The 26,947-nt window shown below is 40.9% G+C and carries 21 protein-coding genes, 5 pseudogenes and 1 riboswitch; of the genes and pseudogenes, 17 read left to right on the top strand and 9 right to left on the bottom strand.

Annotated features, from left to right (window positions below; translation table 11 throughout):
• Window positions 1-94: 94 nt before the first annotated feature.
• From yjbH to PROCOU_RS05730, 3 genes and pseudogenes are all read right to left on the bottom strand, one after another.
• Window positions 95-898, bottom strand: a complete 804-nt coding sequence (gene yjbH / locus PROCOU_RS05740; RefSeq protein ID WP_036070328.1) for a protease adaptor protein YjbH — start codon at window positions 896-898, stop codon at window positions 95-97.
• Window positions 899-1,170: 272 nt separating this feature from the next.
• Window positions 1,171-1,753: pseudogene (locus PROCOU_RS05735) on the bottom strand (CYTH domain-containing protein).
• A 16-nt stretch (window positions 1,754-1,769) separates the two neighbouring features.
• Window positions 1,770-2,249: a tetratricopeptide repeat protein gene (locus PROCOU_RS05730; RefSeq protein ID WP_036070326.1), complete on the bottom strand. Its 480-nt coding sequence runs from the start codon at window positions 2,247-2,249 to the stop codon at window positions 1,770-1,772.
• Between the two features lie 169 nt (window positions 2,250-2,418).
• On the opposite strand from PROCOU_RS05730, the pseudogene yjbM reads away from it, so the two are divergent.
• The 5 genes and pseudogenes from yjbM (at window position 2,419) to PROCOU_RS05705 (ending at window position 6,322) form a co-directional block, all read left to right on the top strand.
• Window positions 2,419-3,083: pseudogene (gene yjbM / locus PROCOU_RS05725) on the top strand (GTP diphosphokinase).
• Between the two features lie 47 nt (window positions 3,084-3,130).
• A complete protein-coding gene (locus tag PROCOU_RS05720; RefSeq protein ID WP_036070400.1) occupies window positions 3,131-3,922 on the top strand; it encodes an NAD kinase in 792 nt (263 codons plus the stop codon).
• A gap of 337 nt (window positions 3,923-4,259) precedes the next feature.
• A pseudogene (locus tag PROCOU_RS05715) lies at window positions 4,260-5,151 on the top strand (RluA family pseudouridine synthase).
• Between the two features lie 72 nt (window positions 5,152-5,223).
• Window positions 5,224-6,012, top strand: coding sequence for an enoyl-ACP reductase FabI (gene fabI, locus PROCOU_RS05710; RefSeq protein WP_036070325.1), 789 nt, complete (start codon window positions 5,224-5,226; stop codon window positions 6,010-6,012).
• A gap of 67 nt (window positions 6,013-6,079) precedes the next feature.
• Entirely contained in the window at window positions 6,080-6,322 is a 243-nt protein-coding gene (locus PROCOU_RS05705) for a hypothetical protein (protein WP_036070323.1), read from the top strand.
• A 24-nt stretch (window positions 6,323-6,346) separates the two neighbouring features.
• On the opposite strand, the gene PROCOU_RS05700 is transcribed toward PROCOU_RS05705, so the two are convergent.
• From PROCOU_RS05700 to PROCOU_RS05690, 3 genes are all read right to left on the bottom strand, one after another.
• Window positions 6,347-8,497: an ATP-dependent Clp protease ATP-binding subunit gene (locus tag PROCOU_RS05700; RefSeq protein WP_036070322.1), complete on the bottom strand. Its 2,151-nt coding sequence runs from the start codon at window positions 8,495-8,497 to the stop codon at window positions 6,347-6,349.
• Between the two features lie 145 nt (window positions 8,498-8,642).
• The gene (locus tag PROCOU_RS05695; protein WP_036070321.1) at window positions 8,643-9,077 is read right to left on the bottom strand and encodes a GNAT family N-acetyltransferase; all 435 of its coding nucleotides are present in this window, start codon (window positions 9,075-9,077) and stop codon (window positions 8,643-8,645) included.
• Between the two features lie 15 nt (window positions 9,078-9,092).
• Window positions 9,093-9,842 (bottom strand): alpha/beta hydrolase, encoded by a 750-nt coding sequence (locus tag PROCOU_RS05690; protein ID WP_036070317.1) that lies wholly within the window; start codon window positions 9,840-9,842, stop codon window positions 9,093-9,095.
• Window positions 9,843-10,079: 237 nt separating this feature from the next.
• Here PROCOU_RS05690 and PROCOU_RS05685 point away from each other — a divergent pair.
• Window positions 10,080-11,103, top strand: a pseudogene (locus tag PROCOU_RS05685) (branched-chain amino acid aminotransferase).
• A 94-nt stretch (window positions 11,104-11,197) separates the two neighbouring features.
• Here the strand turns inward: PROCOU_RS05685 and PROCOU_RS05680 are convergent.
• On the bottom strand, window positions 11,198-12,673 hold the full coding sequence (locus tag PROCOU_RS05680) for an LM6179_1298 family efflux MFS transporter (RefSeq protein WP_036070315.1): 1,476 nt from the start codon (window positions 12,671-12,673) through the stop codon (window positions 11,198-11,200).
• A 132-nt stretch (window positions 12,674-12,805) separates the two neighbouring features.
• Between PROCOU_RS05680 and PROCOU_RS05675 the strand changes: the two genes are divergently transcribed.
• The 7 genes and pseudogenes from PROCOU_RS05675 (at window position 12,806) to PROCOU_RS05655 (ending at window position 20,585) form a co-directional block, all read left to right on the top strand.
• Window positions 12,806-13,858, top strand: a complete 1,053-nt coding sequence (locus PROCOU_RS05675) for a M42 family metallopeptidase (RefSeq protein WP_036070313.1) — start codon at window positions 12,806-12,808, stop codon at window positions 13,856-13,858.
• A gap of 12 nt (window positions 13,859-13,870) precedes the next feature.
• Window positions 13,871-14,344, top strand: coding sequence for a glutathione peroxidase (locus PROCOU_RS05670; RefSeq protein WP_036070311.1), 474 nt, complete (start codon window positions 13,871-13,873; stop codon window positions 14,342-14,344).
• A gap of 15 nt (window positions 14,345-14,359) precedes the next feature.
• A pseudogene (locus PROCOU_RS05665) lies at window positions 14,360-14,846 on the top strand (flotillin domain-containing protein); the annotation flags it as partial.
• A 204-nt stretch (window positions 14,847-15,050) separates the two neighbouring features.
• The gene (gene pulA, locus PROCOU_RS16440) at window positions 15,051-17,315 is read left to right on the top strand and encodes a type I pullulanase (RefSeq protein WP_244266241.1); all 2,265 of its coding nucleotides are present in this window, start codon (window positions 15,051-15,053) and stop codon (window positions 17,313-17,315) included.
• Window position 17,316: 1 nt separating this feature from the next.
• Window positions 17,317-17,679, top strand: coding sequence for an alpha-amylase family protein (locus tag PROCOU_RS16435; protein WP_051994221.1), 363 nt, complete (start codon window positions 17,317-17,319; stop codon window positions 17,677-17,679).
• Window positions 17,612-18,829: an InlB B-repeat-containing protein gene (locus tag PROCOU_RS16430; protein WP_149023620.1), complete on the top strand. Its 1,218-nt coding sequence runs from the start codon at window positions 17,612-17,614 to the stop codon at window positions 18,827-18,829. The genes PROCOU_RS16435 and PROCOU_RS16430 overlap by 68 nt, the downstream gene beginning before the upstream one ends.
• A gap of 187 nt (window positions 18,830-19,016) precedes the next feature.
• Window positions 19,017-20,585, top strand: coding sequence for a peptide chain release factor 3 (locus PROCOU_RS05655; RefSeq protein ID WP_036070305.1), 1,569 nt, complete (start codon window positions 19,017-19,019; stop codon window positions 20,583-20,585).
• 107 nt (window positions 20,586-20,692) lie between these two features.
• On the opposite strand, the gene PROCOU_RS05650 is transcribed toward PROCOU_RS05655, so the two are convergent.
• Complete coding sequence (locus tag PROCOU_RS05650) at window positions 20,693-21,649, bottom strand: hypothetical protein (protein WP_133619760.1); 957 nt, start codon at window positions 21,647-21,649, stop codon at window positions 20,693-20,695.
• A gap of 177 nt (window positions 21,650-21,826) precedes the next feature.
• Window positions 21,827-21,999: riboswitch (yybP-ykoY riboswitch) on the top strand.
• A gap of 30 nt (window positions 22,000-22,029) precedes the next feature.
• On the opposite strand from PROCOU_RS05650, the gene PROCOU_RS05645 reads away from it, so the two are divergent.
• The 4 genes from PROCOU_RS05645 to PROCOU_RS05630 all read left to right on the top strand — a co-directional run bounded on the left by PROCOU_RS05645 (window position 22,030) and on the right by PROCOU_RS05630 (window position 25,705).
• Window positions 22,030-22,866 (top strand): TerC family protein, encoded by an 837-nt coding sequence (locus tag PROCOU_RS05645; protein ID WP_051994219.1) that lies wholly within the window; start codon window positions 22,030-22,032, stop codon window positions 22,864-22,866.
• 47 nt (window positions 22,867-22,913) lie between these two features.
• Window positions 22,914-23,675, top strand: a complete 762-nt coding sequence (locus PROCOU_RS05640) for a TerC family protein (protein ID WP_036070300.1) — start codon at window positions 22,914-22,916, stop codon at window positions 23,673-23,675.
• Window positions 23,676-23,721: 46 nt separating this feature from the next.
• Window positions 23,722-25,059 carry a TrkH family potassium uptake protein gene (locus PROCOU_RS05635; RefSeq protein ID WP_036070396.1) on the top strand — a complete coding sequence of 446 codons (1,338 nt, stop codon included), beginning with the start codon at window positions 23,722-23,724 and terminating at the stop codon, window positions 25,057-25,059.
• 133 nt (window positions 25,060-25,192) lie between these two features.
• The gene (locus PROCOU_RS05630; RefSeq protein ID WP_036070297.1) at window positions 25,193-25,705 is read left to right on the top strand and encodes a VanZ family protein; all 513 of its coding nucleotides are present in this window, start codon (window positions 25,193-25,195) and stop codon (window positions 25,703-25,705) included.
• 4 nt (window positions 25,706-25,709) lie between these two features.
• Here PROCOU_RS05630 and PROCOU_RS05625 read toward each other — a convergent pair whose 3' ends face one another.
• The gene (locus tag PROCOU_RS05625) at window positions 25,710-26,855 is read right to left on the bottom strand and encodes a VanZ family protein (RefSeq protein WP_036070295.1); all 1,146 of its coding nucleotides are present in this window, start codon (window positions 26,853-26,855) and stop codon (window positions 25,710-25,712) included.
• Window positions 26,856-26,947: the final 92 nt, after the last annotated feature.

Genomic DNA, 26,947 nt, shown 5'->3' with positions numbered 1-26,947 from the left:
CTATGTTTTGCTTAGCTTCTAGTACGGCCGGAAATAAACTTTAAGGACATAAAAAAGGCCCCTTCGTTTGTCGGAGGTTCCTTTTTTTGCTGTTTTATAGAGCGACATATTTCCAAAGTGTCTGACCGTCTTTTGAATCGACCATCGTTACTTTTTGTTGTAGACGCCATTTTTTCATTTGACGCTCTACCTGTTTTTCAGGCAAAGCATACATATTCGCAATTTCTCTCGTTGTCGAAATTTGAACCTCTTCCATATATTCTTCAAGTGTCGGTGTCTCTTTCGGCTCTGGGAAATGATTCAGCAACTCTGAAAGAATGTGCACGTAAACGTCATAACGATGCAACCCGCTAATCTTTAAGCCTTCATCCTCGATATTCCGATTGAAAAATACAACAGTTGGATTTTGATCGATCTCCATTTCATGTGCCACTTTTTGATCACCAATATAGGCTCGTTTAGCGAGATTAGATTGTAAATCAGTTTTGAATTCAGCCAAGTCAAGGCCGACAATTCTAGCCGTTTCGTATAGAACCGTAGATTCAGAAATATCTTTTTCATCGATGAAATGGGTCTCTTGAAGTTTGCGCAAGAAATCAATACCTTGTCTCTTTCCTTGGAGCTCTGCTGCTTTCACAGCTAAGCAGGAGATATAAGACATGTGGGCCATTTCAGGTTGAGGAATAGTACAGGCATTACGCTTTTGCCTACTCATCACCGTTTGTAGATTATTATGCAGGACATAGCGCAACTTAAAGTAGTTGCCATATTCCATCTGCAACCGCCGTATCGTATGTTCCATGTTCCAACACTCCGTACAAGCCGGATCGAAAAATAGATAAATCTCAATAGGCTTGCTATTACAGACCGATTGAAGATATAAATTTTGGTTTATCATTGCTTATCACCTGTTTTCAGTTTCTAATCTCTCTTGATTAGACAAAGTATATGCGAATGCTTCTATTTCTCTAAGAGGTTAATGCTGGATATGTCACATACCATTCCTATTACTATAACTACATTTTAGCAGTGGAAGATTAAATTAACAAATGATTGCAATCAGAATTAGATAAGTTTTTTACCTGAATTTGACGAAATCGTAACATTTCAGAAATAACTTTGTGCATAAAATAAATGATGTGTACGCTACCATCAAGTGATAGCAGTCTTTTATTTTTCTTTGTAAACAGCTTCATAAAAACGTAATATTTTATTCATCGTCGGTCGCTTCGGAATCCCACGGTCCTCTAAAAATCGGGTGAATACAGCTTGTCCTTTTTCAAAATCAGTCACTTCATATTCCAATTCGAAGTCATGTGTGTTGCCATAGAAACTTTTATCGAAAACGAGCAGTCCTTTTTTGTAGCTTTTTTTCTGCGCGTGTAGTCGTCAGTGAACCGAACATAACAAGGTTCTGGTGGTCAATGCCAAATGTACCTAAAGTATCGCGAACCGGACCAACAGGAATGTTAGCACCATCCAAAATAGCTGTAACTTGTTCTTCGGCTAAGATTTGCGTCGTTTCCAATAAGCCAATTTGTTCAGGTGTCTTTAATGTGAGTTCGTAGTGTGATTCCCGTTTTCTAATTCTTAGAGCGGCTAACCGATCTTTCAACTGAAAATCAGCGGTGTCAAAATAATAGTTCGTCTGCGTGAAAAAATCAGTTGGTTCTAGTCTGAATTCCCGGATTAATAAATCATATTCGCTTGTCGTCAGCATGTTCTTAAACTCAATTTCTAATTCTTGACTCATGTGGCTGGCTCCTTTTTTAGTCCCAAACAGCGTCTAAATCTGCCGAGTAATTAATAATTGCATTTTTGTACGCCATGATGGACGGATCATTTGATGTTTCCCCAATAATTTTGATTGCGAGTTGCATTGCTTCTTTATAATGCCGTTTATTGTACAATGACATGCTTGCAAAAACTGCGAGCGCTTGATTTTTCGGGAAGGTTGCACGCGCTTGTTGAAAAATCTCATCCGCTTTTTCGTAATTTCCAACAGCTCGATATGTGCTCCCAAGTCCGATGTACGCGTCTGCTAAGCAATCCTCAGGAAGTCCTATCTTGAGCGCTTTCTCGTAATAGGAAATAGCTTCGGTTTCGTCGCCTAAGCCATCACAACTCCAAGCCACGTAGTAGTTTAAAAGGGCATTATCTGATTCTGCGAGCAAGCCATTTTTAGCAGATTCTTTGGCATTTTGATACTGCCCGCTTTCCAGTAATACTAGGATTGCTGCTGGCTTCATTATCGTTCTCCTCCTCGACCTATCTATCCCTTCATTTTAACACAAAAGGGGAGAATAAATGAAATCAAAAAAGATAGAAGCAAATAGGAGAGAAAGGCTGACAAATATGCTAAAATAGAAATTGAGCAAGTTTATCACATAATGAAAATCGACATATGAGGTGAGTGTTTTGAATCATTGGGAAGATTTTTTAGCGCCATATAAACAAGCAGTGGAAGAACTGAAAATTAAGTTAAAAGGGATGCGTTCGCAATTCCAGCTCGCAAATAACCATTCGCCGATTGAATTTGTGACCGGCCGTGTGAAGCCAGTTTCAAGCATTTTGGACAAGGCGAATAAGAAGGATATACCGCTAGACAGGCTTGTCGAGGAAATGCAAGATATTGCAGGGCTTCGGATGATGTGCCAGTTTGTGGATGATATTAATGTGGTTGTGTCGCTTCTACGACAACGCAACGATTTCCGAATTATTGAAGAACGCGATTATATTACGAACAAGAAGCCAAGTGGTTACCGCTCCTATCATGTTGTGATTGAGTATCCGGTTGAGACGGTACAAGGTGAGAAAAAAAATTTTTGGCTGAGATTCAAATCAGGACTTTGGCGATGAATTTCTGGGCGACGATTGAGCACTCGCTAAACTATAAATATCAAGGTGAATTTCCAGAAGACATTAATGTTCGACTAAAGCGCGCAGCCGAGGCGGCTTTTCTGTTAGATGAAGAGATGAGCGAGATTCGTGAAGAAGTACAAGAAGCGCAAGTGTACTTTACCAAAAATAAAGAAGTGCCAAAAGATAAGAATGCGAATCATCATACATTACCGAAAAATTAAGAAGTTACGTTAAATTTCGCGCACAAAAGGATAGGGGAGAAGTAATGATGAAGTATGCAGTCACTTCAAGAGGTGATGAAAAATCCAATCTATTACGGCTCAAAATGATTGGTTATTTCGATGATTTTGATATGGTATATGATGAATCTGAACCAGAAATTGTGATCTCGATTGGTGGCGACGGAACATTGTTGGCTGCCTTTCATGATTACCAACACCGGTTAGACAAAGTAACTTTCGTCGGGATTCATACGGGGCACTTAGGGTTTTATGCTGATTGGCGTCCATCTGAGGCGGAGAAGCTTGTTTTTGCGATTGTAGAAGGGAAATATGACACAGCAGCCTATCCCCTTTTAAAAACGACAATCAAGTACGGCGGAAATAAAGAAAAGGTCTATTTAGCACTGAACGAATCCACTATTAAAAGTTCTGGTGGCCCCTTTGTTGTGGATGTTTCGATTAACGGTGCTCACTTTGAGCGATTTCGTGGTGATGGATTATGCATGTCAACGCCATCAGGAACGACTGCTTACAACAAAGCATTGGGTGGCGCATTGATGCATCCATCGATTGAAGCAATGCAGCTGACCGAAATGGCATCGATTAATAATCGCGTGTACCGGACAATTGGTTCACCGCTTATTCTGCCAAAGCATCACTCGGTAACGTTGAATCCAGTTAATGATAAAGATTTCCAAGTATCGATGGATCATTTAAGTATTCTACATCGCGACGTCCGTGAAATCAGGTACGATGTTGCCCAGCAAAAAGTGATGTTCGCACGCTTCCGCTCCTTCCCATTTTGGAAAAGGGTACATGACTCTTTCATTGAGGAATGAAAAGCTGAACGGGCTCGTTCAGCTCCGAAAAAATTTGTTAGGGGCCGCAATAAAAACCCGTACTTGGTTTTTGTGGAGGCCACGAAAATTTCGAGGAGCTAGCCCGTGAAGCTGGATCGCGAAAGAGGGATATGCGTGGTAAATCGGCGGCAAGCGTTCGCATTCAACCGATTCGGCGGACTTCCGGTTCTCACGTACATGAGTACGCTCCGCTTCCGGTCTCCACCGAATCGGTTGAATTCAAAAGCTTTCGCTCGATTTGTTGGTAGCAGAATTTAGATCTTACCCAGTAGGGATAAGATCTAAATATAAACATAAATATAAAAGAGGTATTCGTATGTATTTAGAATGGGATGTCGCGGTGGATGAGGAAAATTTGATGCTGCGTACTTTTTTGCGAGGAAAATTTTGTTTCGAAGTTGTTGCTTACTTCGGTGAAATTTTCGGAGGATGGTAGGATTGAAGTGAATGGAAAAGAGGAGAATGTGCTTTACCGTGTGAAGGCTGGGGATCATGTTCGGATTACTTTTCCGAAAGAGCAGGAAAATGAGCGATTGCTGGCTGAATATGGTGAGCTACCGATTGTTTTTGAGGACGATTTTATTTTGGTGTTGGATAAGCCGGCGGGGATGACGAGTATTCCATCGCAGTATCACCCGAGTGGTTCGGTTGCCAATCATTTGAAGGGTCATTATTTAAGAAATAATATTGATTCGGCGATTCATATCGTGACACGGCTTGATAAGGAGACGTCTGGTTTGATGCTAATTGCCAAAACACGGTATGCGCACGGAAGGCTTAGCACGCTACATCAAACGAGCCATGTGACACGTAAATATCAGGCGCTTATTTCGGGGAATATGGAGACACGTTCGGGGAGTATCATTGCACCCATTGGCCGAAATCCAGAGAGCCTGATTGAGCGCGCTGTTGTTGCAGATGGCAAATACGCAAAAACGAATTATGAAGTTTTGGCGAGCTATCCAACATTCGATCACGTTAAAATTCAACTCGAAACTGGTCGAACCCACCAAATACGAGTTCATTTTGCGCACGTAGGGCATCCGCTTGTTGGTGATAGCATGTATGGCGGTTCAACAGAATTATTGAGTCGTCACGCGCTACATTCTTGTCACTTGGAGCTAGTCCACCCATTTACTGAAGAAAAAATGGCTTGGGATAGCGAACTAGCACCTGATTTAGCGACAATTTTGACACAACCTAAATAATAACAGTTTTAAAATGATAAGCATTCGTGTAAAATGAAGAGAAGCGTGTAATTTGAAGGAGGAAATGAATAAATGAATGTATCTTTAGAGGGAAAAAACTATGTCGTAATGGGCGTAGCAAATAAGAGAAGTATTGCCTGGGCGATTGCTCGTTCGCTAAATGAAGCAGGAGCAAATCTTATTTTTACATACGCAGATGATCGTTCGAAGCGTAGCATTGAGGAGTTGGTTGCTTCTTTGAATGAAAACAACCAAAATCCGCTTATCATTGAATGTGACGTAAATAAAGAAGAAGCGATTGTTGCAACTTTTGAGACAATTAAAGCAAAAGTTGGTCAAATTTCTGGGATTGCACATTGTATCGCATTTGCTAATAAAGACTTTTTGGCAGGCGATTATTTGGAAGTGAATCGCGAAAGCTTCCTACAAGCGCATGAAGTTAGCGCATACTCATTTACAGCGATTGCACGTACAGCGAAACATTTGGAGATGTTAACAGACGATGCAAGTTTGGTGACGCTGACATATCTTGGCGGCGAGCGTGTCGTGAAGAACTACAATATCATGGGCGTTGCAAAAGCAGCACTTGATGCAAGTGTGAAATATTTGGCGATGGATTTAGGGAAACACGGCGTTCGTGTCAATGCAATTTCAGCTGGCCCAATCCGTACCGTTTCTGCACGTGGCGTAGGCAGCTTCAGTGAATCATTGGCAGTTGTAGAAGAGAAAGCACCGTTAAAACGTGCGACACAAGCCGAAGAAGTAGGCGATACAGCATTATTCCTATTCAGCGGTTTGTCACGCGGAGTGACTGGCGAAATGATTCATGTGGATAGTGGTTATCATATTATTGGATTCTAATTAGGATAATAAAATTGGTTGGTAGGAGCATTCTTATCAACCAATTTTTTTAGGAGGATTGTTATTGATGCTTTTATGGATATCTGCTGGAATATATGTTTTGGTTTCAGGAGTCCTACTTTTACTCTGTAAAAAGTATCGATTCCGAATTGTTATCGCACTATCTCTAATCATGCTATTTCTATTTGACGCCACGCCTTTTAGTAGTGTCTTAAGCACCGGTTTTTCCATGCTAAAAACGATAGTCTTGGTAGGTATTGTGTTGCTAATTGTCACGTATTTTAAAAGACAACATAAACAAACACCTTGAAAAATTTTCAAGGTGTTTGTTTTGCTACGCTTTTGCTTGGACAGAAATTGTGTCGTCTTCAAGCACTGCAACAAGAGCTTTTACACCAGGTTGCTCAATCATAAAGTCGGCAATTGCATCTTCCAAATGGGATTGAATCGTTCTGCGCAATGGCCTTGCTCCAAAATTAGGGTCATAACCAATCTCGGAGAGTTTTTCTTTCACCGCAGTATCTACTGTTAAATCGATTTCCTGAGGTGCTAGCATTTCGTTTAAATCAGCAAGCATCAAGTCCACGATAACAAGCAAATGCTCTTTATTTAAGTTTTGGAATGTCACAATCGCATCCAATCGGTTTAAAAACTCTGGTTTGAAGTAATCACCAAGCTTATCAAGAATTTCAGACTCTTTCTTCACAGCTTCGGCGGCTGTCGTCGCAAAGCCAACAGAAGCTTCTGAAAGCGTTGCACCTGCGTTACTCGTCATGATAATCACAGTATCTTTGAAACTCACGGTGCGACCTTGACTATCAGTTAAGCGGCCATCTTCTAAAATTTGTAGAAACATGTGCTGCACATCTGGATGGGCTTTTTCCATTTCATCAAGCAAAATAATACTGTACGGATTGCGACGAACTTTTTCCGTCAACTGACCTGCTTCCTCGTGACCGACATAGCCAGGAGGGGAGCCAATCAATTTGGAAACGCTGTGTTTTTCCATGTATTCGCTCATATCTAGACGAATCATTGCGTCCTCTGAGCCAAACATTTCAGAAGCGAGTGTCCGACCAAGCTCTGTTTTTCCGACGCCGGTTGGTCCAACAAATAGGAAGGAACCGATAGGACGATCTTTTTGTTTCAAGCCAACTCGGCTACGACGAATCGCTTTGGCAACTTTTGTAACAGCTTCTTCTTGACCGATAACTTTAGATTTCAAGTTGGTAGCTAGATTTTTCATCTTAGATTGCTCGTCTTCCTGTAGACGGCCAACGGGGATACCAGTTTTTTCTTCAATCAATGCTTGAATATCAGCTGCGTGAATCGTTGGCAATTCAGCTGTTGAACCATTTGATTTGCGTTCTTTTAGCTTCGTAATTTCATCCCGAACCGATGCGGCCTCTTCATAATTTTCATTGCGTAACGCTGCATCTTTTTGCTCTTCTAAATGAATAATCCGCTCATTAATTGTATTTGGGTCGACATGTTCTAACGTTAAATTATATTTGGAACCAATTTCATCCATTAAATCGATTGCTTTATCTGGTAAATGACGATCTTGGATGTAGCGATCACTTAGTTTCACTGCTGCTTCAATCGCATCTTGTGCATAAACAACGTGATGGAATTCCTCATATTTTGGCTGTAAACCAGCCAGAATCGTGAGCGTTTCATCAATCGTAGGTTCGTCAACAAGAACAGGTTGGAAGCGACGCTCTAACGCAGCATCTTTTTCGATTTTACGATATTCTTTTAAAGTTGTCGCGCCAATCATTTGCAGTTCTCCGCGGGCTAGTGCCGGCTTTAAAATATTCCCAGCATCCATCGAGCCTTCCGCAGAGCCGGCTCCAACAATTGTATGCACTTCATCGATAAACAAAATCGTGCTTTCATCGGCTTGTAGCTCGCTAATCAACTGTTTCATACGCTCTTCAAATTGTCCGCGAATTCCAGTGTTAGACACGAGGGAAGCAACATCTAGTAAAATCACTTCCTTGTTTTGGAGTTTTGCTGGTACATTTCCAGCAACAATTGCATTGGCTAAACCTTCTACAACCGCTGTTTTACCAACACCAGGTTCCCCAATAAGAACGGGATTATTTTTATTACGTCTGTTTAAAATTTCAATCATACGCTGAATTTCTTCATCGCGACCGATAACTGGATCAAGTTTAGCTTCTCGTGCCATGGCAGTTAAGTTAGTGCCATACTCGTCTAGCAATCCACCACGCCCACCGCCAGCTGTTTGCGTTTTAACTGCTGTTTTACGTTCGGGTTGCGCGTTTTGTTGTCCACCGGAAATATTGGCAAAAAACTGGTCCATTTGTGAGTAAAAATCATTTTGCCCACGACTACTTCCAGCAGATGCTCGGAATTGGGCGTAACAATCGGGACATAGCGGCATCTCCATTTTCTGCCCATTCACACTCATATATAATTGAATTGTAGCTTCATTTTGATTACAATTTTGACATTTCATTTGAAAACCTCCCATAAATTTTGAGATTTAGGTCTGACTTTGACTTTATTTGACCTTATGATATTAGTATACTCTGACCAATTTTGACTTTCAACTATTTTGCTCATAAAAAAAAGAATTCCGGATTAGGGAATTCTCACTGTCCTTATTTCAATTGCTTTTTCATATCTTTATGCTCAATTCCCGCATCCATGAAAATATCAGAACATACTTCATAGCCTAACTTTTCATAAAATGGAATTGCTGTTGTTTGTGCGCCTAGCTTTAATAAAGTTACATTTTGTGCTAATGCCTCTTGCTCAATGGCCTCAATAATACGGCGACCGCTTCCTTTTTTACGGGCTACTTTACGAGAACAGATTCGCTCTACTTTCCCATATTCAGGCAATACGCGGAATCTACCTGTTGCAAGCGCTGTACCATCTTCATCATAATCTACAAACATGACGGTCGAATCAAGCTTATCGAACTCGTCCCACTCTAATTCTGGATCGACTTTTTGTTCCAAAACAAATACCTCATTTCGAATATCAAAGGCATCTTGTTTCCCTTTTTCATCTGTTACTTGCTTTACTGTCATGCTTTCTATTCCTCCTTAAACGGTCATATCTTCTGTTTCGAATTGTTCTTTGTCTAGCATAAATTGTAATGCTTCCTTGACAAATGGTTGCCAATATTTCCAGCGATGCTTGCCTTCGAACTCCTGAAAATAATACTCAAAACCGCGTGATTGCAAAACCTGATGAAGTCCTAAATTAGGTTCTAAAAAATTGGCAACCTCATTATCTGTCATGGAAACCTCTGTTTCTTCACTACCGATCACGTGGAAAATTTTCACAAGTGCAGGATTCGCTTTCTTCGCAAGCGTCATCAGTTCGTCGTTCACGAGTGGGGAGTGCAAAATTACATTACCAAAAGTATGCGGATATTTCAGCGCCGCTTTTAAGGATACGCTAGCACCCAAGGAGTCTCCCATCAAAAATCTACTTGCCCCCATGTGATATGTTGGAAAAGCAGATTCAATATATGGCACGAGCTCATGCGCTAAAAAGCGGATATAAGCTTCGTTTTGCGAGCCACTCGGATGATATTTTGCGCGACGATTTTCTACAGTTTTGTAAGGAATACCAACAAAAATTGCCTCTTGAATCTGATGACTTTCTGCCAATTCATCAGCAAACCGCGCCAACTTACCAAACTGAAAATAGTCCTTACCGTCCTGTACTAAGAAAAAAGGGTACTTCGAAAGCGGCGAAAACGTTGGTGGTAAATAAATTAATAAGTCCAATTCCTCGTTTAAAACATTACTCCAAATCTTTTGTTCCAACATTTTTGCTTCTGACATTTGTAAATCCCCCTTCTTTATTCGTTGTCCGAATTATTAGACAATAACCTGTGAGCAAGATATTAAGAGCCAAACTTCGATAACGTATTTACATTCTACCACAAAATGAAAACGATAGGGAAACTTTTGCTTAAATAATCAGTTTTTTTTCAAAGGATTGCGTGTCTTTTTTCAAAAGCTGTGGAGTTATGATATAATAAACAAATCAAATAATAGAAGAAAAAGGGTGGGAATCGCATGAGTAGTAAGGATATTGATTGGAGCACACTTGGTTTTGAGTACATTAAAACGGATTTACGCTATGTTTCTATTTGGGAAAATGGCAAGTGGGATGAAGGGAAAATGACAGAAGATAATGTCGTTCACATCGCGGAAGGCTCCACAGCGATTCACTACGGACAACAATGTTTCGAGGGACTAAAAGCGTATCGTTGCGCAGATGGGTCGATTAATTTATTCCGACCGGACCAAAATGCAAAACGAATGAAGCGCAGTTGTGATCGGTTATTGATGCCTGAATTTCCAGAAGAGCGTTTTATTGAAGCATGTAAGCAAGTTGTTGCAGCAAATGAAGCTTATATGCCACCATATGGCTCGGGTGGGACGATGTATTTACGCCCATACTTGATTGGAATTGGCGATAACTTAGGAGTTCGAACAGCACCTAAGTTCATGTTTTCTGTTTTTTGTTGTCCAGTTGGTCCATATTTCAAAGGTGGCTTGAATCCAACGAACTTCATTATTTCAGAGTATGATCGTGCAGCGCCAAACGGTACAGGAGCTGCGAAAGTTGGCGGTAATTACGCGGCAAGCTTGTATCCAGGGAAAATAGCGAAAGATCGCGAGTTCAGCGACTGCATTTATTTAGATCCCGCGACACATACAAAAATTGAAGAAGTAGGAGCGGCGAACTTCTTCGGTATCACGAAAGATAATCGTTTTGTAACACCGTTCTCACCATCGATTTTACCTAGTATTACGAAATATTCATTGCTTTATTTGGCAGAACATCGCTTAGGTATGAAAGCTGAGGAAAGTGATGTGTTTATCGATAAGCTAGATGAGTTTACAGAAGCTGGTGCGTGTGGAACAGCTGCGGTCATTTCTCCAATCGGCGGGATTCAAAATGGCGATGACTTTCATGTTTTTTATAGTGAAACAGAAGTCGGCCCAGTAACAAAAAAAATTGTACGATGAACTTTGTGGCATTCAGTTTGGTGATGTAGAAGCACCTGAGGGTTGGATTTATAAAGTGAAGTAATTTTTGTAGCTTACGTCGAGTAGAATGATAGAATCAATATAAAAAGTAGTGGGGATAAATCTGGAAGTCAGACTTTACCTCACTACTTTTTTAATTAATTTCCGGAAATATGCTTTTTAGGTAAGATAAAATGAATCGCATAACTGAGCAGGCAGCAGGCAAACATAGCCCAAAAAACCATATGGAGTCCGCTATATAGAACATTTTGCAATGGTTCGATGAGAGCGGTGTCGACATTTCCTGATGTTTGGGGACTGATAAGCTGGTTTAAATTATCGCGGTTAACGCCGACTTCGGCATTTTTAAAGCTGTTTGCTAAGACTGAGTTGAAAATGGTTCCAAATACAGCAACACCAATCGTTTGACCGACTGTCCGAAATAGCGTATTGGAAGCCGTTGCGATGCCGGTCTGCTCTTTTTTAACAGCATCTTGGACGGTGACAGTCGTTGTCGTGAAAATAATTCCAAACCCAAAGCCCATCAAAGCACTATCGAGATAGAAATAAACGTCTGGCGTTGTGCTCGGAAATAGCGCCAAGAAAAGGCCACTAACGGTCGTAATAATGACGCCAATACCAACTGTATGACGATTACCAATTGACATTAGCAAACGTCCGCCGATAAAGGAGCCGATAATCCAGCTCACCGACAGTGGTGCAATCATTAGTCCAGCAATCATTGCACCATGCCCCATCATACCTTGCGCCCACATGGGGATGTAGACATTGATACCAATCAAAAACGCGCTCACAAGAAAACCGATTAAGTTGCCGATTAATACGACTGGATTTTTAAAGAGGACGAACGGCATAATTGGGTCTTGCGCTCGTTTTTCAGCGAAGTAAAAGGCTACGAACAGAATCACCGAACCGACTAGCAAAACAAGGACAAGTGGTTCCAGCCAATTTAGCGTTTCACCGGCTCGTTGCAAGGCAAATAATAGGCCGAGTAATGCGATTGTGAATAACGTGGTGCCAAGGTAATCAATCGGCAACTTCACCCTGACTATGTGCTCTTTCAAATACATCGAGATAAGTATAATTGTTAAAACGCCAACCGGTACATTGATGAAGAAAATCCAGTGCCATGATAATTGGTCTACTAAAAATCCACCGAGTAATGGCCCAAAAACGCCGGCAATTCCCCAAGCAGATCCCATGAAACCGAGAACTTTAGCACGTTTTTCAAATGGGTAGACATCGGCAATAATCGTCATCGTTGTTGGTAAAATACCGCCAGCCCCAATGCCTTGAATGGCTCGAAAAATAATGAGTTGTTCCATCGTTTGCGCAAAGCCGCAGAGCGAGGAGCCGATAATGAAAATAACGGTGGCAATGATAAATATTTTTTTGCGACCGAACAAATCGGATAATTTTCCGTAAATTGGGACAGTAACGGCCGAAGTAAGTAAATAGATCGAAAATATCCAGTTCATTAGCTCGATGCCATTTAAGGCGCTAACAATAGTAGGCATCGCAGTACTAACAATGGTGCCCTCAATCGCGGCCATAAAAGTTGCTACAAACACGGCGATTGTAACGGCGGTCCTTTTTGTATTCGTTTGTTCCATTTTAATAAAAACTCCTTTCACACATCAATAAAAATTATAACATAAGTCAAAACGAAAAAAGCAGAATAGCCGTCATTATTTTGAAAAAGGAGTATAATGAATTGAGAAGAAAGCGTGAGGGGGAATTAGAGAATGGCGTTTGAACCAAATACATTAAAGACGATGGAGCTAATCAAGGCGTTGACATCGATACCGAGTCCGACTGGAAATACAGAACAGGTACTTGCTTTTGTGGAAAATTACTTGAAAGAGGCGGGTATCGCGAGTAAGAGAAATCATAAAGGTGCATTATTAGTTAGCGTTCCAGGAAAAGATGTATCGAAGCAGCGGATGTTGACGGCGCATGTGGATACATTGGGAGCAATGGTTAAGCAGGTGAAACCAGATGGACGATTGGCGATTAACTTAATTGGAGGTTACCGTTTTAATGCTATCGAAGGAGAATATTGTCTGATTGAAACGAGTGATGGTAAGCAATTTACAGGAACGATTTTGATGCATCAAACGTCTGTTCATGTATATCAAGATGCTGGAACGGCGCCACGTGACGCAAAAAATATTGAGATTCGTCTGGATGCGAAAGTTTTTAATCAGGAAGATGTTTCTAAATTGGGAATCGGCGTTGGAGACTTTGTGTCACTTGATCCACGCGTGGAAATCATTAACGAGGAGTTTATCAAATCACGCCATCTAGATGATAAAGCGAGCGTTGCCATTTTGCTCCGCTTACTGAAAAAGTTGCAAGAAGATAGCGCGGAATTACCATATACGACGAATTTTTTAATTTCTAATAATGAAGAAATTGGTTACGGCGGAAACTCCAATATTCCAGATGAGACGATTGAGTATTTGGCGATTGATATGGGCGCGCTTGGTGATGGACAAACATCGGATGAGTATACCGTTTCGATTTGTGCAAAAGATGGGAGTGGTCCTTACCATTACGGTTTACGGAAAAATCTTGTACAACTTTGTAAAGAGAATGAGATTGACTATAAAGTCGATATTTATCCATTTTATAGTTCCGATGCAAGTGCTGCAATTAAGGCTGGGTTTGATATTGTGCACGGTTTGATTGGCCCAGGAATCGATGCAAGTCATGCATACGAACGGACACACCGAGATTCTTTATATCACACAGAAAAATTAGTACACGCGTATTTATTTTCTAAAATGGTGAAATAGGAGGAGGAGAATATGTCTATTTTTGAATTAGAGCAAGAAACACTACATGGCGAAAAGGTATCACTAAATCAGTATAAAGGTGAGGTTGTGGTTGTCGTAAACACAGCGAGCAAATGCGGTTTCACGCCACAATACGAAGAATTAGAAAAACTCTATCAAGAATATAAAGATAGAGGATTTACGGTTTTGGGGTTCCCATCAGACAGTTTCATGAATCAGGAACTAGACACATCTGGCGAAATCGAGGAGTTTTGCAAAATTAATTACGGTGTGACTTTCCCGCTTTTCGCGAAATCAAAAGTGCGGGGCTCCGATATTAATCCCGTATTTGACATATTGACAAAGCAAAAAAAAGGACTACTAGGCGGCGGAATCAAATGGAATTTCACAAAGTTCCTACTAGATCGCGATGGCAATGTAGTTGAACGCTACGCACCAAAAGACAGTCCGATAGGTATGAAGGGAAAAATCGAATCCTTATTATAATCAAGTCTAAATAGAATCGAAACGCTAGCAAAAGCCGAAGCCGAGCAAGTACGAGTACAAGGTATCGCAAAAGCAGAGGCAGAACGTGCGCATGGTACAGCCCGCAGCCGAAGTTATTAAGCTACAAGGTCTTGCCGAAGCATACGAGTTATACGGCCAGGCTGCGATGCTTGATATGATCGTGAGTATGCTTCCTGAGTATGCAAAACAAGTGGTGGCTCCGATGGGGAATATTGATACGATTACAGTTGTGGATACTGGTAGTAGTGAAAGCAATGGTGGCGCGAATAAGGTTAGCGGTTATGCGACGAATTTGATGGCGACAGCACAAGAAAGCTTGAAAGCAACGACAGGGCTTGATATCCGTGAATTGCTTGAGAATTTTTCAGGCAAAGGGAATGTAAAAGGAAGCATTAAGGATTTGACGGATGCTGTGAAATCGCAGAAACCTGTAGAAGTTACAGAAGTGGAAGAAACAGGGGATAATGTAGAGGAAGGTTAAAAATAGCTGGGTATGGTAATCGCTATGATTGCTGTATCCAGCTATTTTTATTAGGAATGAAGAAAAATCTGATATATAGCCATTTTACAACTTGTTATCGTTAACAGTTAAATTTAGGTTGATTTAACCAGTTAAGCTTGATTATACTTTAGATTGAGTAAGCGCTTTCTAATAAATAGAAAAGGGGTTAGGGATTTGAAAAAGATGTGGCGTAAGTATCTAGTCTCCATCATGATTGCTATCTTTGCTGTACAGAGTTTTGGAGTCGGGATTCAAGGTTTTGCGGAAGAGACGATAGAGCCGAAGACAGATGTAGCGCAACAGGTTAAGTCAGCTAGTTCGGTGAATGACAGTGCGTTATCGGAAAATAGGGAGAGTAAAACGAAGGTCATTGTTCACTACAATCCGAAAGACCAAGCGAATAAAGCTTGGCAAATGTGGGTGTGGAATAATGATGGGATCGCTGGTCATGAGGTGATTTTTGAGGACACGAATGCGTATGGTGACTATTCGAAAGTAGCGATTCTGGACGTAGATGGCGTCCAATCAGAGCTCGGATTTTTGATTAAAAATGGTTCTGGATGGGGTGGCGATCGTGATATTAGCAGTGATCGTTATATTTCCACAAAAGAGGGAATTACCGAAGTTTGGCTAAATTATGGCGAGGAAGCTATTGCGACAAAGCCGGCGAATCTGGCGGTTTTACCAAGTCATGAGAATTTAGAAGTGACATTTTATTATCATCGTGATGATAGTGATTATACGGATTGGTTTGTGCATTCATGGGCGGATGGCGCAACGGGAACGCAAACGGTTAATTTTGCGGATGGTCAAGCGGACGGTGATTGGCAATCGGTGAAGGCGACTTTTAGCGCTTCTAGTGGGGCGAGTTTGTCGAACTTAGGATTTATTATTGCGAATAATGCGAATGGTAATTGGGAGAAGGACGGAACTGAGGACGATCGTTTTGTTTACCTGTTCACAGATGATGGCAAAGCGGAGGTTTGGATTGTAAGTGGGGATAAGACTGGCTATCGGAATCCAAACTTTGCGGATGCGACGAAGCAGATAAAAACGGCGAGTTTGACAGGTTTCAAGGAAGTGAAAGTGACACTGAATCGTGATGCGACAACGCTTGACTTGATGGCGGATGTGACGCTTACGGAGGATGGGAACGCGGTTACGATTTCGAATATTAGACGGGATGTCACGAATTCATCTATTTTCTATATTGAAACGATGCAGGATTTGTCGATTCAAGCTGCCTTGACGGTGAAGACGGATGGATTTGGCGAGAAGCTTGTGGATACGACGAGCATTGTTCGAAATCCAGCATTTGATACAAAATATGCTTACACAGGTGCGGAGCCGCTGGGTGCGACTTATGGTGCTAACCAGAGTGTATGGCGTTTATGGGCTCCAACAGCGGCGAGTGTGAAGTTGACGACATATCAGGATAATTTGCCGAACAGCCCGGTGGCACAGAGCTATGATATGACACCAAAAGCACAAGGAATTTGGGAATTCGCGACAAAACTTCCTTCTGGTACAGCCTATACGTATGATTTAGTTTTTGCGGATGGTAAGAAAACGGTGTCTCAAGATCCATATGCGAAAGCTGCAACGGCGAATGGGAATCGTTCGGTTATTTTAGATCCGGCAGTCATGGTTCCAGCAAATTGGGAAACGAACCGGATGCCAGCGTTTACGAATCCGACTGATGCGATTATTTACGAAATGCACATTCGGGATTTCTCGATTGCCAATAAAGATACGGTGAATAAAGGGAAGTATTTAGGTGTGATTCAAGAGGGGACGAAGACGGCAACTGGTGATGCAACTGGAATCGACTATCTAAAAAAACTGGGGATTACGCACGTTCAAATTTTGCCGATGTTTGATTATGCATCGTTGAATGAGGAAAATCACAATAGCGCTTCGGAACAATTGGGCGCGTTACCTTATAATTGGGGTTATGATCCGAAAAATTATAATGTACCAGAAGGTAGCTATAGCACGAATCCATACAATCCGGTGACACGAATCCAAGAGGCAAAACAGATGGTACAAGGGCTTCATAGCAACGGCTTGCGTGTGATTATGGATGTTGTGTATAATCACGTATTTGACGCAGGGGCTCATTCTTTCGAGAAAACGGTTCCTGGTTATTATTTCCGATATGGTGATGATGGCAAGCTTTCCAATGGGACTGGTGTCGGCAATGATACCGCTTCGGAGCGTGCAATGATGCGGAAATATATGGTTGATAGTATCGCTTATTGGGCGAAAGAATACCACATGGATGGTTTCCGTTTTGACTTAATGGGAATTCATGATGTCGATACAATGAACGCGATCAAAGCAGAATTAAATAAAATTGATCCATCGATTATCGTGCTTGGCGAAGGCTGGGATTTGGGAACACCGCTTGCGAGTGATATTAAAGCCAACCAAAAAAAATGCCTCTAAAATGCCAGAAATCGCACATTTCAATGACTCGATTCGTGATGCAATCAAGGGAAGCACATGGGGTGGACACGAATCAGAACCTGGTTTTGTGAATGGCGCCATAGGAAAAGAATCACTTATTGCGAAAAATCTGTTAGCAGGTAGCCTTCGCGATCAAGGCCAAGGAATTTATGATTTTTCGCAACCGAGCCAAGTAATTCAGTACGCTGAGGCTCACGATAATTTGACACTGTGGGATAAATTATCGTACTCGAACCCGGCTGACTCTGATCAGGATAAAAAGAAAATGCAAAAAATTGGCAACGAGTATGGTGTTGCTATCACAGGGCGTACCGTTTATTCATGCTGGACAAGAGTTTTTTAGAACGAAAGATAAAGATGAGAACAGCTACCAGTCTAGTGATGCTATCAACAAGTTAGATTGGGAACGCTATGCAGAAAACATTGATTCAGTTCAAGATATCGAAGCTGTGATGCAGTTGCGGAATTCCGAGCCGCTTTTCCGACTTACCAATTATGCCGACATTAATCAAAAAATGAAGATTATCAAACAAGATGAGAACGTAGTGGCATACGAGTTAAAAGATGGTGATACATCATATGTTGTTGCTTTCAATGCGAATAAAGCAGAGAAGGAAATCGCGATTCCAGCGAATAAATACTGGGCTAGAATTGGTGAAACAACGACAAATTTAACTGCTGAGACGAGCACTGTAAAAGTAGGAGCGCTATCCACAATCGTTTTGAAAAATGGCACGGCAACTTTTGAAATTGAAGCTTCGGCCGGTGTTGGTGGAACGATTACACCAAATGGCAAACAAACTTATGCGGCTGGCGAAAAACCTAGTTATACGGTGAAAGCAGACACTGGATATCGCTTGCAACAAGTACTTGTGGATGGGAAAGCTGTAACACTCTCAGGAAACATGTATAGATTCGAATCACTAGCAGCTAGTCATAAAGTAGAGGCTATTTTCGAAGTGATTCCGCGAGAAAATAAGCTTGAGAGTTTAGATAAAATCACATTACCAGTCGCTGAACTAATGGTACAGCCTGGACAAAGTGCAAAAGAATTTTATTTGTTACAAAAACTAGCAGCTCGTGGATATTATCAAATGGAAGGTGAAACGGAGCAACATGATTTGGATATCACACTCGCTGTAACAAATCTGGATTGGGAGGCTCCAAAAGCAGGTACTTATGAGGGAACAGTCCAGCTCACAAGTGAGATGCGCAGTAGAGCGGTGACAACGAAATCGGTTCAAATCACGTTGACCGCAGCTGCGCCGGCACCAGGTGGTGGAGAAGTTACAAAACCAGTCAAACCAACGACACCCTCAGGACCGGTAGGTGGTAATACAACAACGGTACCACCGAAAAAGGAAACGAATATATCAGTCAATAAAACGGATGAAAACCCTGTAAAAGTAACTCCAACAGAAGCATTACCAGCAACTGGTGATAGTAATTCTTCTCTGCTTTTTTTTGCTTGGAGTAATCTTTATCAGCGGTAGTATCGTATTTATGATGACAACACGAAGAAAACATACGAATTAAACTTGTATGAAGCTAAGTATAGACACAATAAAGCGTCGATATTTAGCTTCATTTCCTACATATTATTTTTTCCAAAAACTATCTCAAAAACGTCTGGATATGATATACTAAGGAAATGTGAGTATGTCTAGGAGGAATTTGAAAATGGTTCAAGATTTGAAAAAAGAAGTTGCTTCGCGCAAAACTTTTGCAATTATATCTCACCCGGATGCGGGGAAAACAACGATTACTGAGCAGTTATTGCTTTTTGGTGGGGCGATACGTTCAGCGGGAACAGTCAAAGGGAAAAAATCGGGTAAATTTGCGACGAGTGACTGGATGGAAATCGAGAAACAGCGTGGTATTTCGGTGACGAGTTCGGTAATGCAATTTGATTATGAAGGTTCACGGATTAATATTTTGGATACACCGGGTCACTCGGATTTTAGTGAAGATACGTATCGAACGTTGATGGCGGTTGATAGTGCGGTCATGGTTATTGATAGCGCGAAAGGAATTGAGGCGCAGACCTTGAAACTGTTCAAAGTTTGTCGGATGCGTGGTATTCCGATTTTTACTTTTATCAACAAAATGGATCGTCAAGGAAAAGCGCCACTTGAGTTGCTTGCCGAATTGGAAGAAGTTTTGGGAATCGAATCGTATCCAATGAACTGGCCGATTGGTATGGGCAAAGAGCTTGGTGGACTATACGATCGTTACCACCGTCAAGTGGAACAATATCGTGTGGATGGCGATGAACGCTTCTTACCACTCGGTGAAACTGGCGATTTGGTAGAACCACATGCGATTCAGAATTCCAGCTATTATGAACAAGCGCTTGAGGAGATTATGTTGCTAGATGAAGCTGGCAATGATTTCAGTGAAGAGCGCATTGCCGCGGGTGAGTTAACACCAGTATTTTTCGGTAGTGCCTTAACAAATTTTGGGGTGGAAACATTCTTGAAAACATATGTAAACTTCGCGCCAGCACCACAGCCTCGCCAATCTAATGAAGGCGAAATAGATCCTTATATGGACAAATTTTCTGGTTTTATCTTTAAAATCCAAGCAAACATGAACCCAGCACATCGTGACCGAATTGCGTTTGTGCGCATTTGCTCGGGCGAATTTGAACGTGGCATGTCAGTGAACTTAACACGTACTGGCAAGCCGATTAAACTTGGTAATTCAACGCAATTTATGGCAGATGATCGTGAAACTGTTAATACTGCAGTTGCTGGGGATATTATTGGTTTATACGATACAGGGAATTATCAAATTGGCGATACGATTACGAACGCTAGCAAGACACTTCAATATGAAAAACTACCACAATTTACGCCAGAATTATTCATGAAAGTCTCTGCAAAAAATGTGATGAAGCAAAAGCATTTCCATAAAGGTGTTGAGCAGCTCGTTCAAGAAGGTGCGATTCAGCTTTTTAAAACGTGGCGTATGGAAGACTATATTATCGGTGCGGTTGGTCAACTGCAATTTGAAGTTTTTGAACACCGTATGAACAATGAATATAATTCTGAGATTCGAATGGAGCCGATCGGTTCGAAAATTGCGCGCTGGATCAAAGAAGAAGACGTGGATGAAAAACTATCTACACAACGAAGCATGCTTGTAAAAGATCGTTTCGACAAGCCGCTATTCCTATTTGAAAATGAATTCGCATTAAACTGGTTCCACGATAAGAATCCAGATATTGAATTAACATCCTTGCTGTAAAAAAGGAAATTCAGCTATCATCATTGGTATTTTGTAAACTTGATTTCGACTCCATAAAATAGTAAAATCCTAGCGACGAATTAGATGGAAAATTCGTCGCTAGGATTTTATTTGTTTATCTCTGCTTGAAGTTTACGAGCTAACTTTTCATAATTATGAAAGTCTTCGGAGTCTTGCTTAGGAATATTAAGTAAGTTCTGCGTCTTCAAAACCTGTTTTTCAATGCCATCTGCAAATTTTACAAAAGCATTAGCGGTTTCTTTTCCATAATCCAACGAGTAATATTTGGATTGGCGATAAAAAGTTTGCAGTTTAGAGTCAGAGATGTCCTGTTTTTTATCAGCAAATATTTCATCATATTTTACGGAAATAATCTTATCCTCTTCTGTGACGACTTGTAGACGCGCTGTTAAGCCATTGCCAAGTGGTTCTGCAATACCATAATAATAGAATCCAAACGGTTTTTTCACCCATTCCTTCATCTCCTCAGCAAGAGGCATCATCCCATTTCTAGCACTAGTCGAAGAACCTTTTACGGTCTTGAAATTGCCGTCTAATCGATTTTCCGCAAGCATTTGACCTTCCAAAAATGTAACTCCATTCACCCAAGTTACTAGTGTGTCATCTGTGCGAGTGTTCTCTGCTTGGAAAAAAGCGTAATCAGAGAGGCGCTTTGATGCATTAGCATACTTTGGTTCGTAATAGTTCGATGCAGCCAGCTCGTTAAATTCAACATGGATTAGCTTGCCATCATTGTCTGTTACTAACTCTAAGATACCATGATTTCCACCGTCAAAATCGCGCTCATTCTTATAATAATGCCCTTGGATAATACCAATCGGTGGTTGAACAGACCAAAACATGCGTGCTTCTTTTTCTGCTGGTGTGAATTTTGCCTCGGGGTGTGTGCCGAATGTGGTGGTTGTGGCAGAAGTTACGACATCATAATTATAGTTATGGCCTTGAGATTCCACAGAAACCTTCTTTGCTTTAGGTTCTTGGCTATTTTCATTGGAGCAGGCAACTAATGTGAGTGAGGTAAGTATCAACATTATTTTCTTCAAATCGATTCCCCTTCCTTCTTTCTAGTATCGCAAAAAAAGATAAAGCTGTGCTAAATAAAATATGAAATAAAAATAAATTTTTAACCAAATAACACACCGTTTTGTCAATGAAAAGCTTTGTTGACAGCTAGACTAATTCTATGATATTATTTTCCTATCAATCAAATATCACTTTTGACATTCGTCAAGGGGGAGTAGCGTTAGTCTTATTTAGTAGACTGAGATAAAGTCGTCATTACATGGATATCATATCCATCGGTTTTATCAACATTTCATGAAAATGTCAGCGAGACCTTTGCCAAACATCTGGCAGGGGTCTCGTTTTTTGTGTTTGATTAGGAGGCGCTGACGACGGTTGAAAGAAAAAGGAGGAATTTTATTTGGATACAGCAATGATTTTAGAGTACGGATGGGTTTTACTTGTCTTGATTGGTTTGGAAGGTATTTTAGCGGCCGATAACGCGGTTGTTATGGCGGTTATGGTAAAGCATTTGCCGGATGAACAGCAGAAAAAAGCCCTATTTTATGGCTTGATTGGCGCATTTGTGTTCCGATTTGCCGCTCTTTTCTTAATTTCTTTTTTGGCAGAAGTTTGGCAAGTTCAAGCGCTTGGAGCTGCATATTTGCTTTATATTTGTATTAGCCATATGTGGAAGCACGCAAAAGGTAAGGACGACGGGCATAAAGTGAAGGAAGGTAAAGGTTCCAGCTTTTGGGTAACTGTTTTAAAAGTGGAGATTGCCGATATTGCCTTCGCGATTGATTCGATGCTAGCTGCTGTAGCACTAGCAATCACGCTTCCAGCAACAGGGTGGGGCACAATTGGTGGACTAGATACGGGACAATTTAGCGTGATGTTTATCGGTGGACTCGTTGGATTAATCTGTATCCGTTTTGCAGCAACACAATTCGTAAAATTACTGAAAAAATATCCATCCCTTGAAACAGCTGCCTTCCTCATTGTAGGATGGGTCGGTGTGAAGCTAGTTGTTTACACATTAGCGCATCCAGAACTAGGAATCATCCCAGAGCACTTCCCACACTCAACTGTTTGGAAATTAACATTCTGGGCAGTCATGATTGCCATCATCTTATGGGGATGGCTCATATCTGTTCGTGCAGCCAAAAAAAAATCCAGATGCGAAAGCTTAATAAAAATGGAATCTTGCTCCCGTCGCGTTTACGGGAGTTTTTCCATTACATATAGTAGCAAATAGAGTGGGAAATATGGTAAAGTGGAGAGTAAAGAAATGGTGGGGTGTACATGGATATCTCGATTTGGGGAGAATATATATGGGTCTTTTTGATTTTGATTTTGCTAGAAGGCGTACTTTCAGCCGATAATGCTGTTGTTATGGCTGTCATTGTTAAAAAGTTACCACATGATCAGCAACGGAAAGCCTTATTTTATGGACTGGTCGGAGCCTTTGTTTTTCGATTGATTGCGATGCTTATCATTTCATATTTAGTTAATTTTTGGGAAATACAAGCGATTGGTGCCCTGTATTTACTTTACTTAGCAATAAAGCATATTTGGGATAAAAATACCGGCAAGAATAAAATAGAAAAAGAAGAAAAAGAGCCAAAGCCAACATCTTTCTGGGGAACAGTGGCACGCGTGGAGTTAACAGATATCGCCTTTGCATTGGATTCGATGCTTGCAGCTGCAGCTCTAGTAGTTACGTTACCGGCAATTGGTACATACGAAATTGGTGGTATGAGTGCAGGTCAGTTTACTGTGATGTTCTTAGGCGGTTTGGCAGGATTAATCGTTATTCGTTTTGCAGCAACACAAGTGGTGAAATTATTGGAGCGTTACCCTACTTTAGAAACAGCTGCCTTCTTAATCGTTGGTTGGGTTGGGGTGAAAATGGCCGTCATTACGTTGGCCAACCCTCAAGTAGGTATTTTACCAGAGCATTTTCCGGCTTCAGCAGGGTGGGAGATTACCTTCTGGGCCATTATGATTGCTCTTGGTTTAGGTGGTTATATTATTGCTAGGAAAAAAGAGAAACAAAAGAGATAATTATATGATTGGCGGTAACTCGCGCCGAGGGAAAATACGTGCAAGGATGTCTAGGCTAACGCCGATTCAGGTCATCATCACGTTTTATTTCCTATCGATTACATTTGCAACAGCACTACTGAGTATGCCGTTCACACAAAAACCTGGTGTCAAAATTCCATTCATTGATACGCTATTTACAGCAGCCAGTTCGGTGAGTGTAACGGGTTTGGCATCGGTGAATATTGGTGAGTCTTACAGTCGCGCTGGAATTTGGGTGTTAATGGGACTTTTCCAAATTGGTGGTCTTGGTGTCATGATGCTTAGTACGTTCTTTTATTTGTTATTGAAGCGCCGAGTTGGGCTACGTCAGCGCCAGTTAATTATGACAGATACGAATCAATTTTCAATGAGTGGGATGGTTCGGATGTTACGTGAGATTCTGATTTTGATTTTTGGAATCCAGATTATTGGCGGCCTGATTCTAGGAATTTATTTCATCCCGTTCTATAAAGGCGATGTTGGTGAGGCAATGTTCCAAGGATTATTTAACTCGGTTTCAGCGGTAACAAATGCTGGTGTCGATATCACAGGCTACTCATTGACGCCGTTCGTGACGGATTACTTCGTCCAATTTATTACGATATTGCTCATCATCGCTGGTGGGATTGGTTTTCCTGTCTTAATTGAAGTACGCCGATTCTTATTCGAAAAGAATACCCTAATACCATTCCGGTTTTCCTTGTTTGTAAAAGTGACGACGGTTACCTATATGTCATTGCTTGTCATTGGTGGACTACTGATTTGGGCGATGGAGAGTCAGCATTATTTTAAAGGAACCTCGATTGATGAGGGCTTCTTTAACTCGATGTTCTTATCCGCAACGTCCAGAAGTGCAGGCTTGTCAACGATTGACACGTCAGCATTGACAGACCCGACGCTACTTGTGGTTTCAGCACTAATGTTCATTGGGGCATCGCCAAGCTCCGTGGGTGGTGGAATTCGGACAACGACTTTTGCGATTACGATTTTATTTTTGTATTCCGTGATTCGCGGGCGGAACCATATTTATATTTTCGGACGTGAATTGTACCAAGAAGATGTGCGAAAAGCGTTGGCTGTAGCCGTTTTCGCAACTCTCTTATGTGTTGGGGCAATTACAGTACTAGGATATACAGAACAGGCAGAACTGATGGCAATTGTGGTCGAAGTGTTTTCAGCGTTCGGAACTTGCGGTTTATCGATGGGTTTAACGACTGATTTGAGCTATTTCGGCAAGGTTATTATTATCCTTCTTATGTTTATTGGACGCATCGGAATAATGTACATGATGTTATCCTTCCGCACCAAAGACGGCAAGAAAAACGCGATTAGACTGCCGAAGGAGAAGATTATTACGGGGTAAACTTGGGTTTTTGATGCCTCTAAAAGTGTCTGACACTTTTTGGAGCTCAAAATCCTAATAACTTAACTTTTTTCATTTAATTTTTAATCTTTTTATGATAAAGTTATGAAAAACACGTAAGGAAGTGGCATTTTTGCAACGAAGATTATCTTGGTTATGTATTGGCATAGCTGTATCGATGATTATTATTTTGTTTGTCTCCTCATCGCAAACCTACGAGCAACAATCTATGACATCTGGTTTAGATAGACTATTAGCCAATAAACCATTTGAAAAGCAATTATCAGCTATATCTTTTCATTATGCTGGTTCGGAAATAAGTATTGCAGCGAAAGGATACAGTTCTTTTGTTGAATTCTTTATACGCAAAGGTGCGCATTTCTTTTCTTATGCACTCATGGCTTTTAGTTTGTTTATAGGATTCAGTGCTTTTATAAAAAGGAGCTGGTTAGTAGTTTCTCTGAGCGCAGGAATTCCGCTAGCATATGCTATGTTTGATGAATTTCACCAAATGTTAACGGGTGGTAGAACGCCACTAGTTCAAGATGTTATTTTGGATTTCGTGGGAGCCTTGTTCGGGATATTTCTTGCCTATTTGCTCGTAAGGTGGCTCATAAAAAAAGATAAGGCATCAGTCACTGATTGATGCTTTATCTTTTTTTTTGCTTAAATGTACTAACATGTCTCGTATGACTCAGTTTTTCATAAAAAAGTTGCCGATCTTTGGAGAAGAAATTAATACAAACATGGATGAAAAACATAAATCCTGCAACGAAACCAACACCAATTACAGTTAAAAACAGTACTGGGGGAAGGTTAATGAAAAATGGATTTAGTGGGAAAAGAATGATAGCGAGTGTTACATAGTAGAGCAAGCCGTTTCGAATCATTAGCTGCCGGAGCTTTAAACGTTCTGAGTTCGTCGATTTTATCCGAATTTGTACGAGCATTTTTCCAAATGTACGTCCTTTTGTGAATTTCGGTAGGAGTATGAAGTATAAGAAAACAATCAGAACAAGCCACCAGAGTTGTGTAAACCTTGCGCCGCCATTTGCTTCGAGATTGCTAAATGGCAAAACTCGTAATGTACCTAATATGGTTGTGAGCACGTCAAGTAATAGCCAATCGATAACAAAAGCAAGGAGTCTCCGAAAGTAGCTGACTTGTTTTCCTTGGATGTAGGTCATTTCGTCCATTTTTGTGCGTGATGGTAGAAGGCTGGTGAACAGTGGTGCGATGGCGAATCCAATCATGCCACCGAGCGTGTTTAGCATTAAATCATCCACATCAAACAGCCGGTAGGCATGTGGGTAAACCCCATAAATACCAGTTAATTGCGTGATTTCAAAAAACAGGGATAGTAAGAATGAGAATAGTGTTGTTTTCCAAAAAGAGCAACGGAAGTAATAACGTAGATAAATGCCGAATGGGAGAACTAAAAGAACATTGAAAACAGGTTGCAACACCACGGCTTGTGTAAGCGCGGTTAAATATGTACTTGGATCATTCCAAACCAGTACGGTATGGGTTAAAAAATCCTGGATGAACTTGAATGGTGTTAATTGTACTGCGGAGCCCGTCATTTTAGCAACATCATCAGGGTCTGGCAGTGGTAATAAAATCAGTAAAAAAGCGCATAATAAATAAAAGATAAACGTATATAGAACAACATTACGCAAGAAATTTAAGCCACCGAATTTGCGATATTGGTAGATGGCAAATGGTAATGTTAAAATAAAAGCGAGTACAGGGAATAACAAAACTGCGATTTCGATTGGAAATAAATAATCATGCATTATCAAAAAAACCCCCTTTTATCTAGATTACACTAAAAATAAAAAAAAAAACGAGCCAAAACTTAGCAGCACTAATGAAAATGCTTTTAGTA

Source organism: Listeria rocourtiae FSL F6-920 (assembly GCF_000525975.1).
In the GTDB taxonomy this organism is placed as follows: Bacteria; Bacillota; Bacilli; order Lactobacillales; family Listeriaceae; genus Listeria_A; species Listeria_A rocourtiae.
The sequence above is the reverse complement of the archived record's forward strand: the minus strand, read 5'-3'. Positions and strand labels throughout refer to the sequence as shown.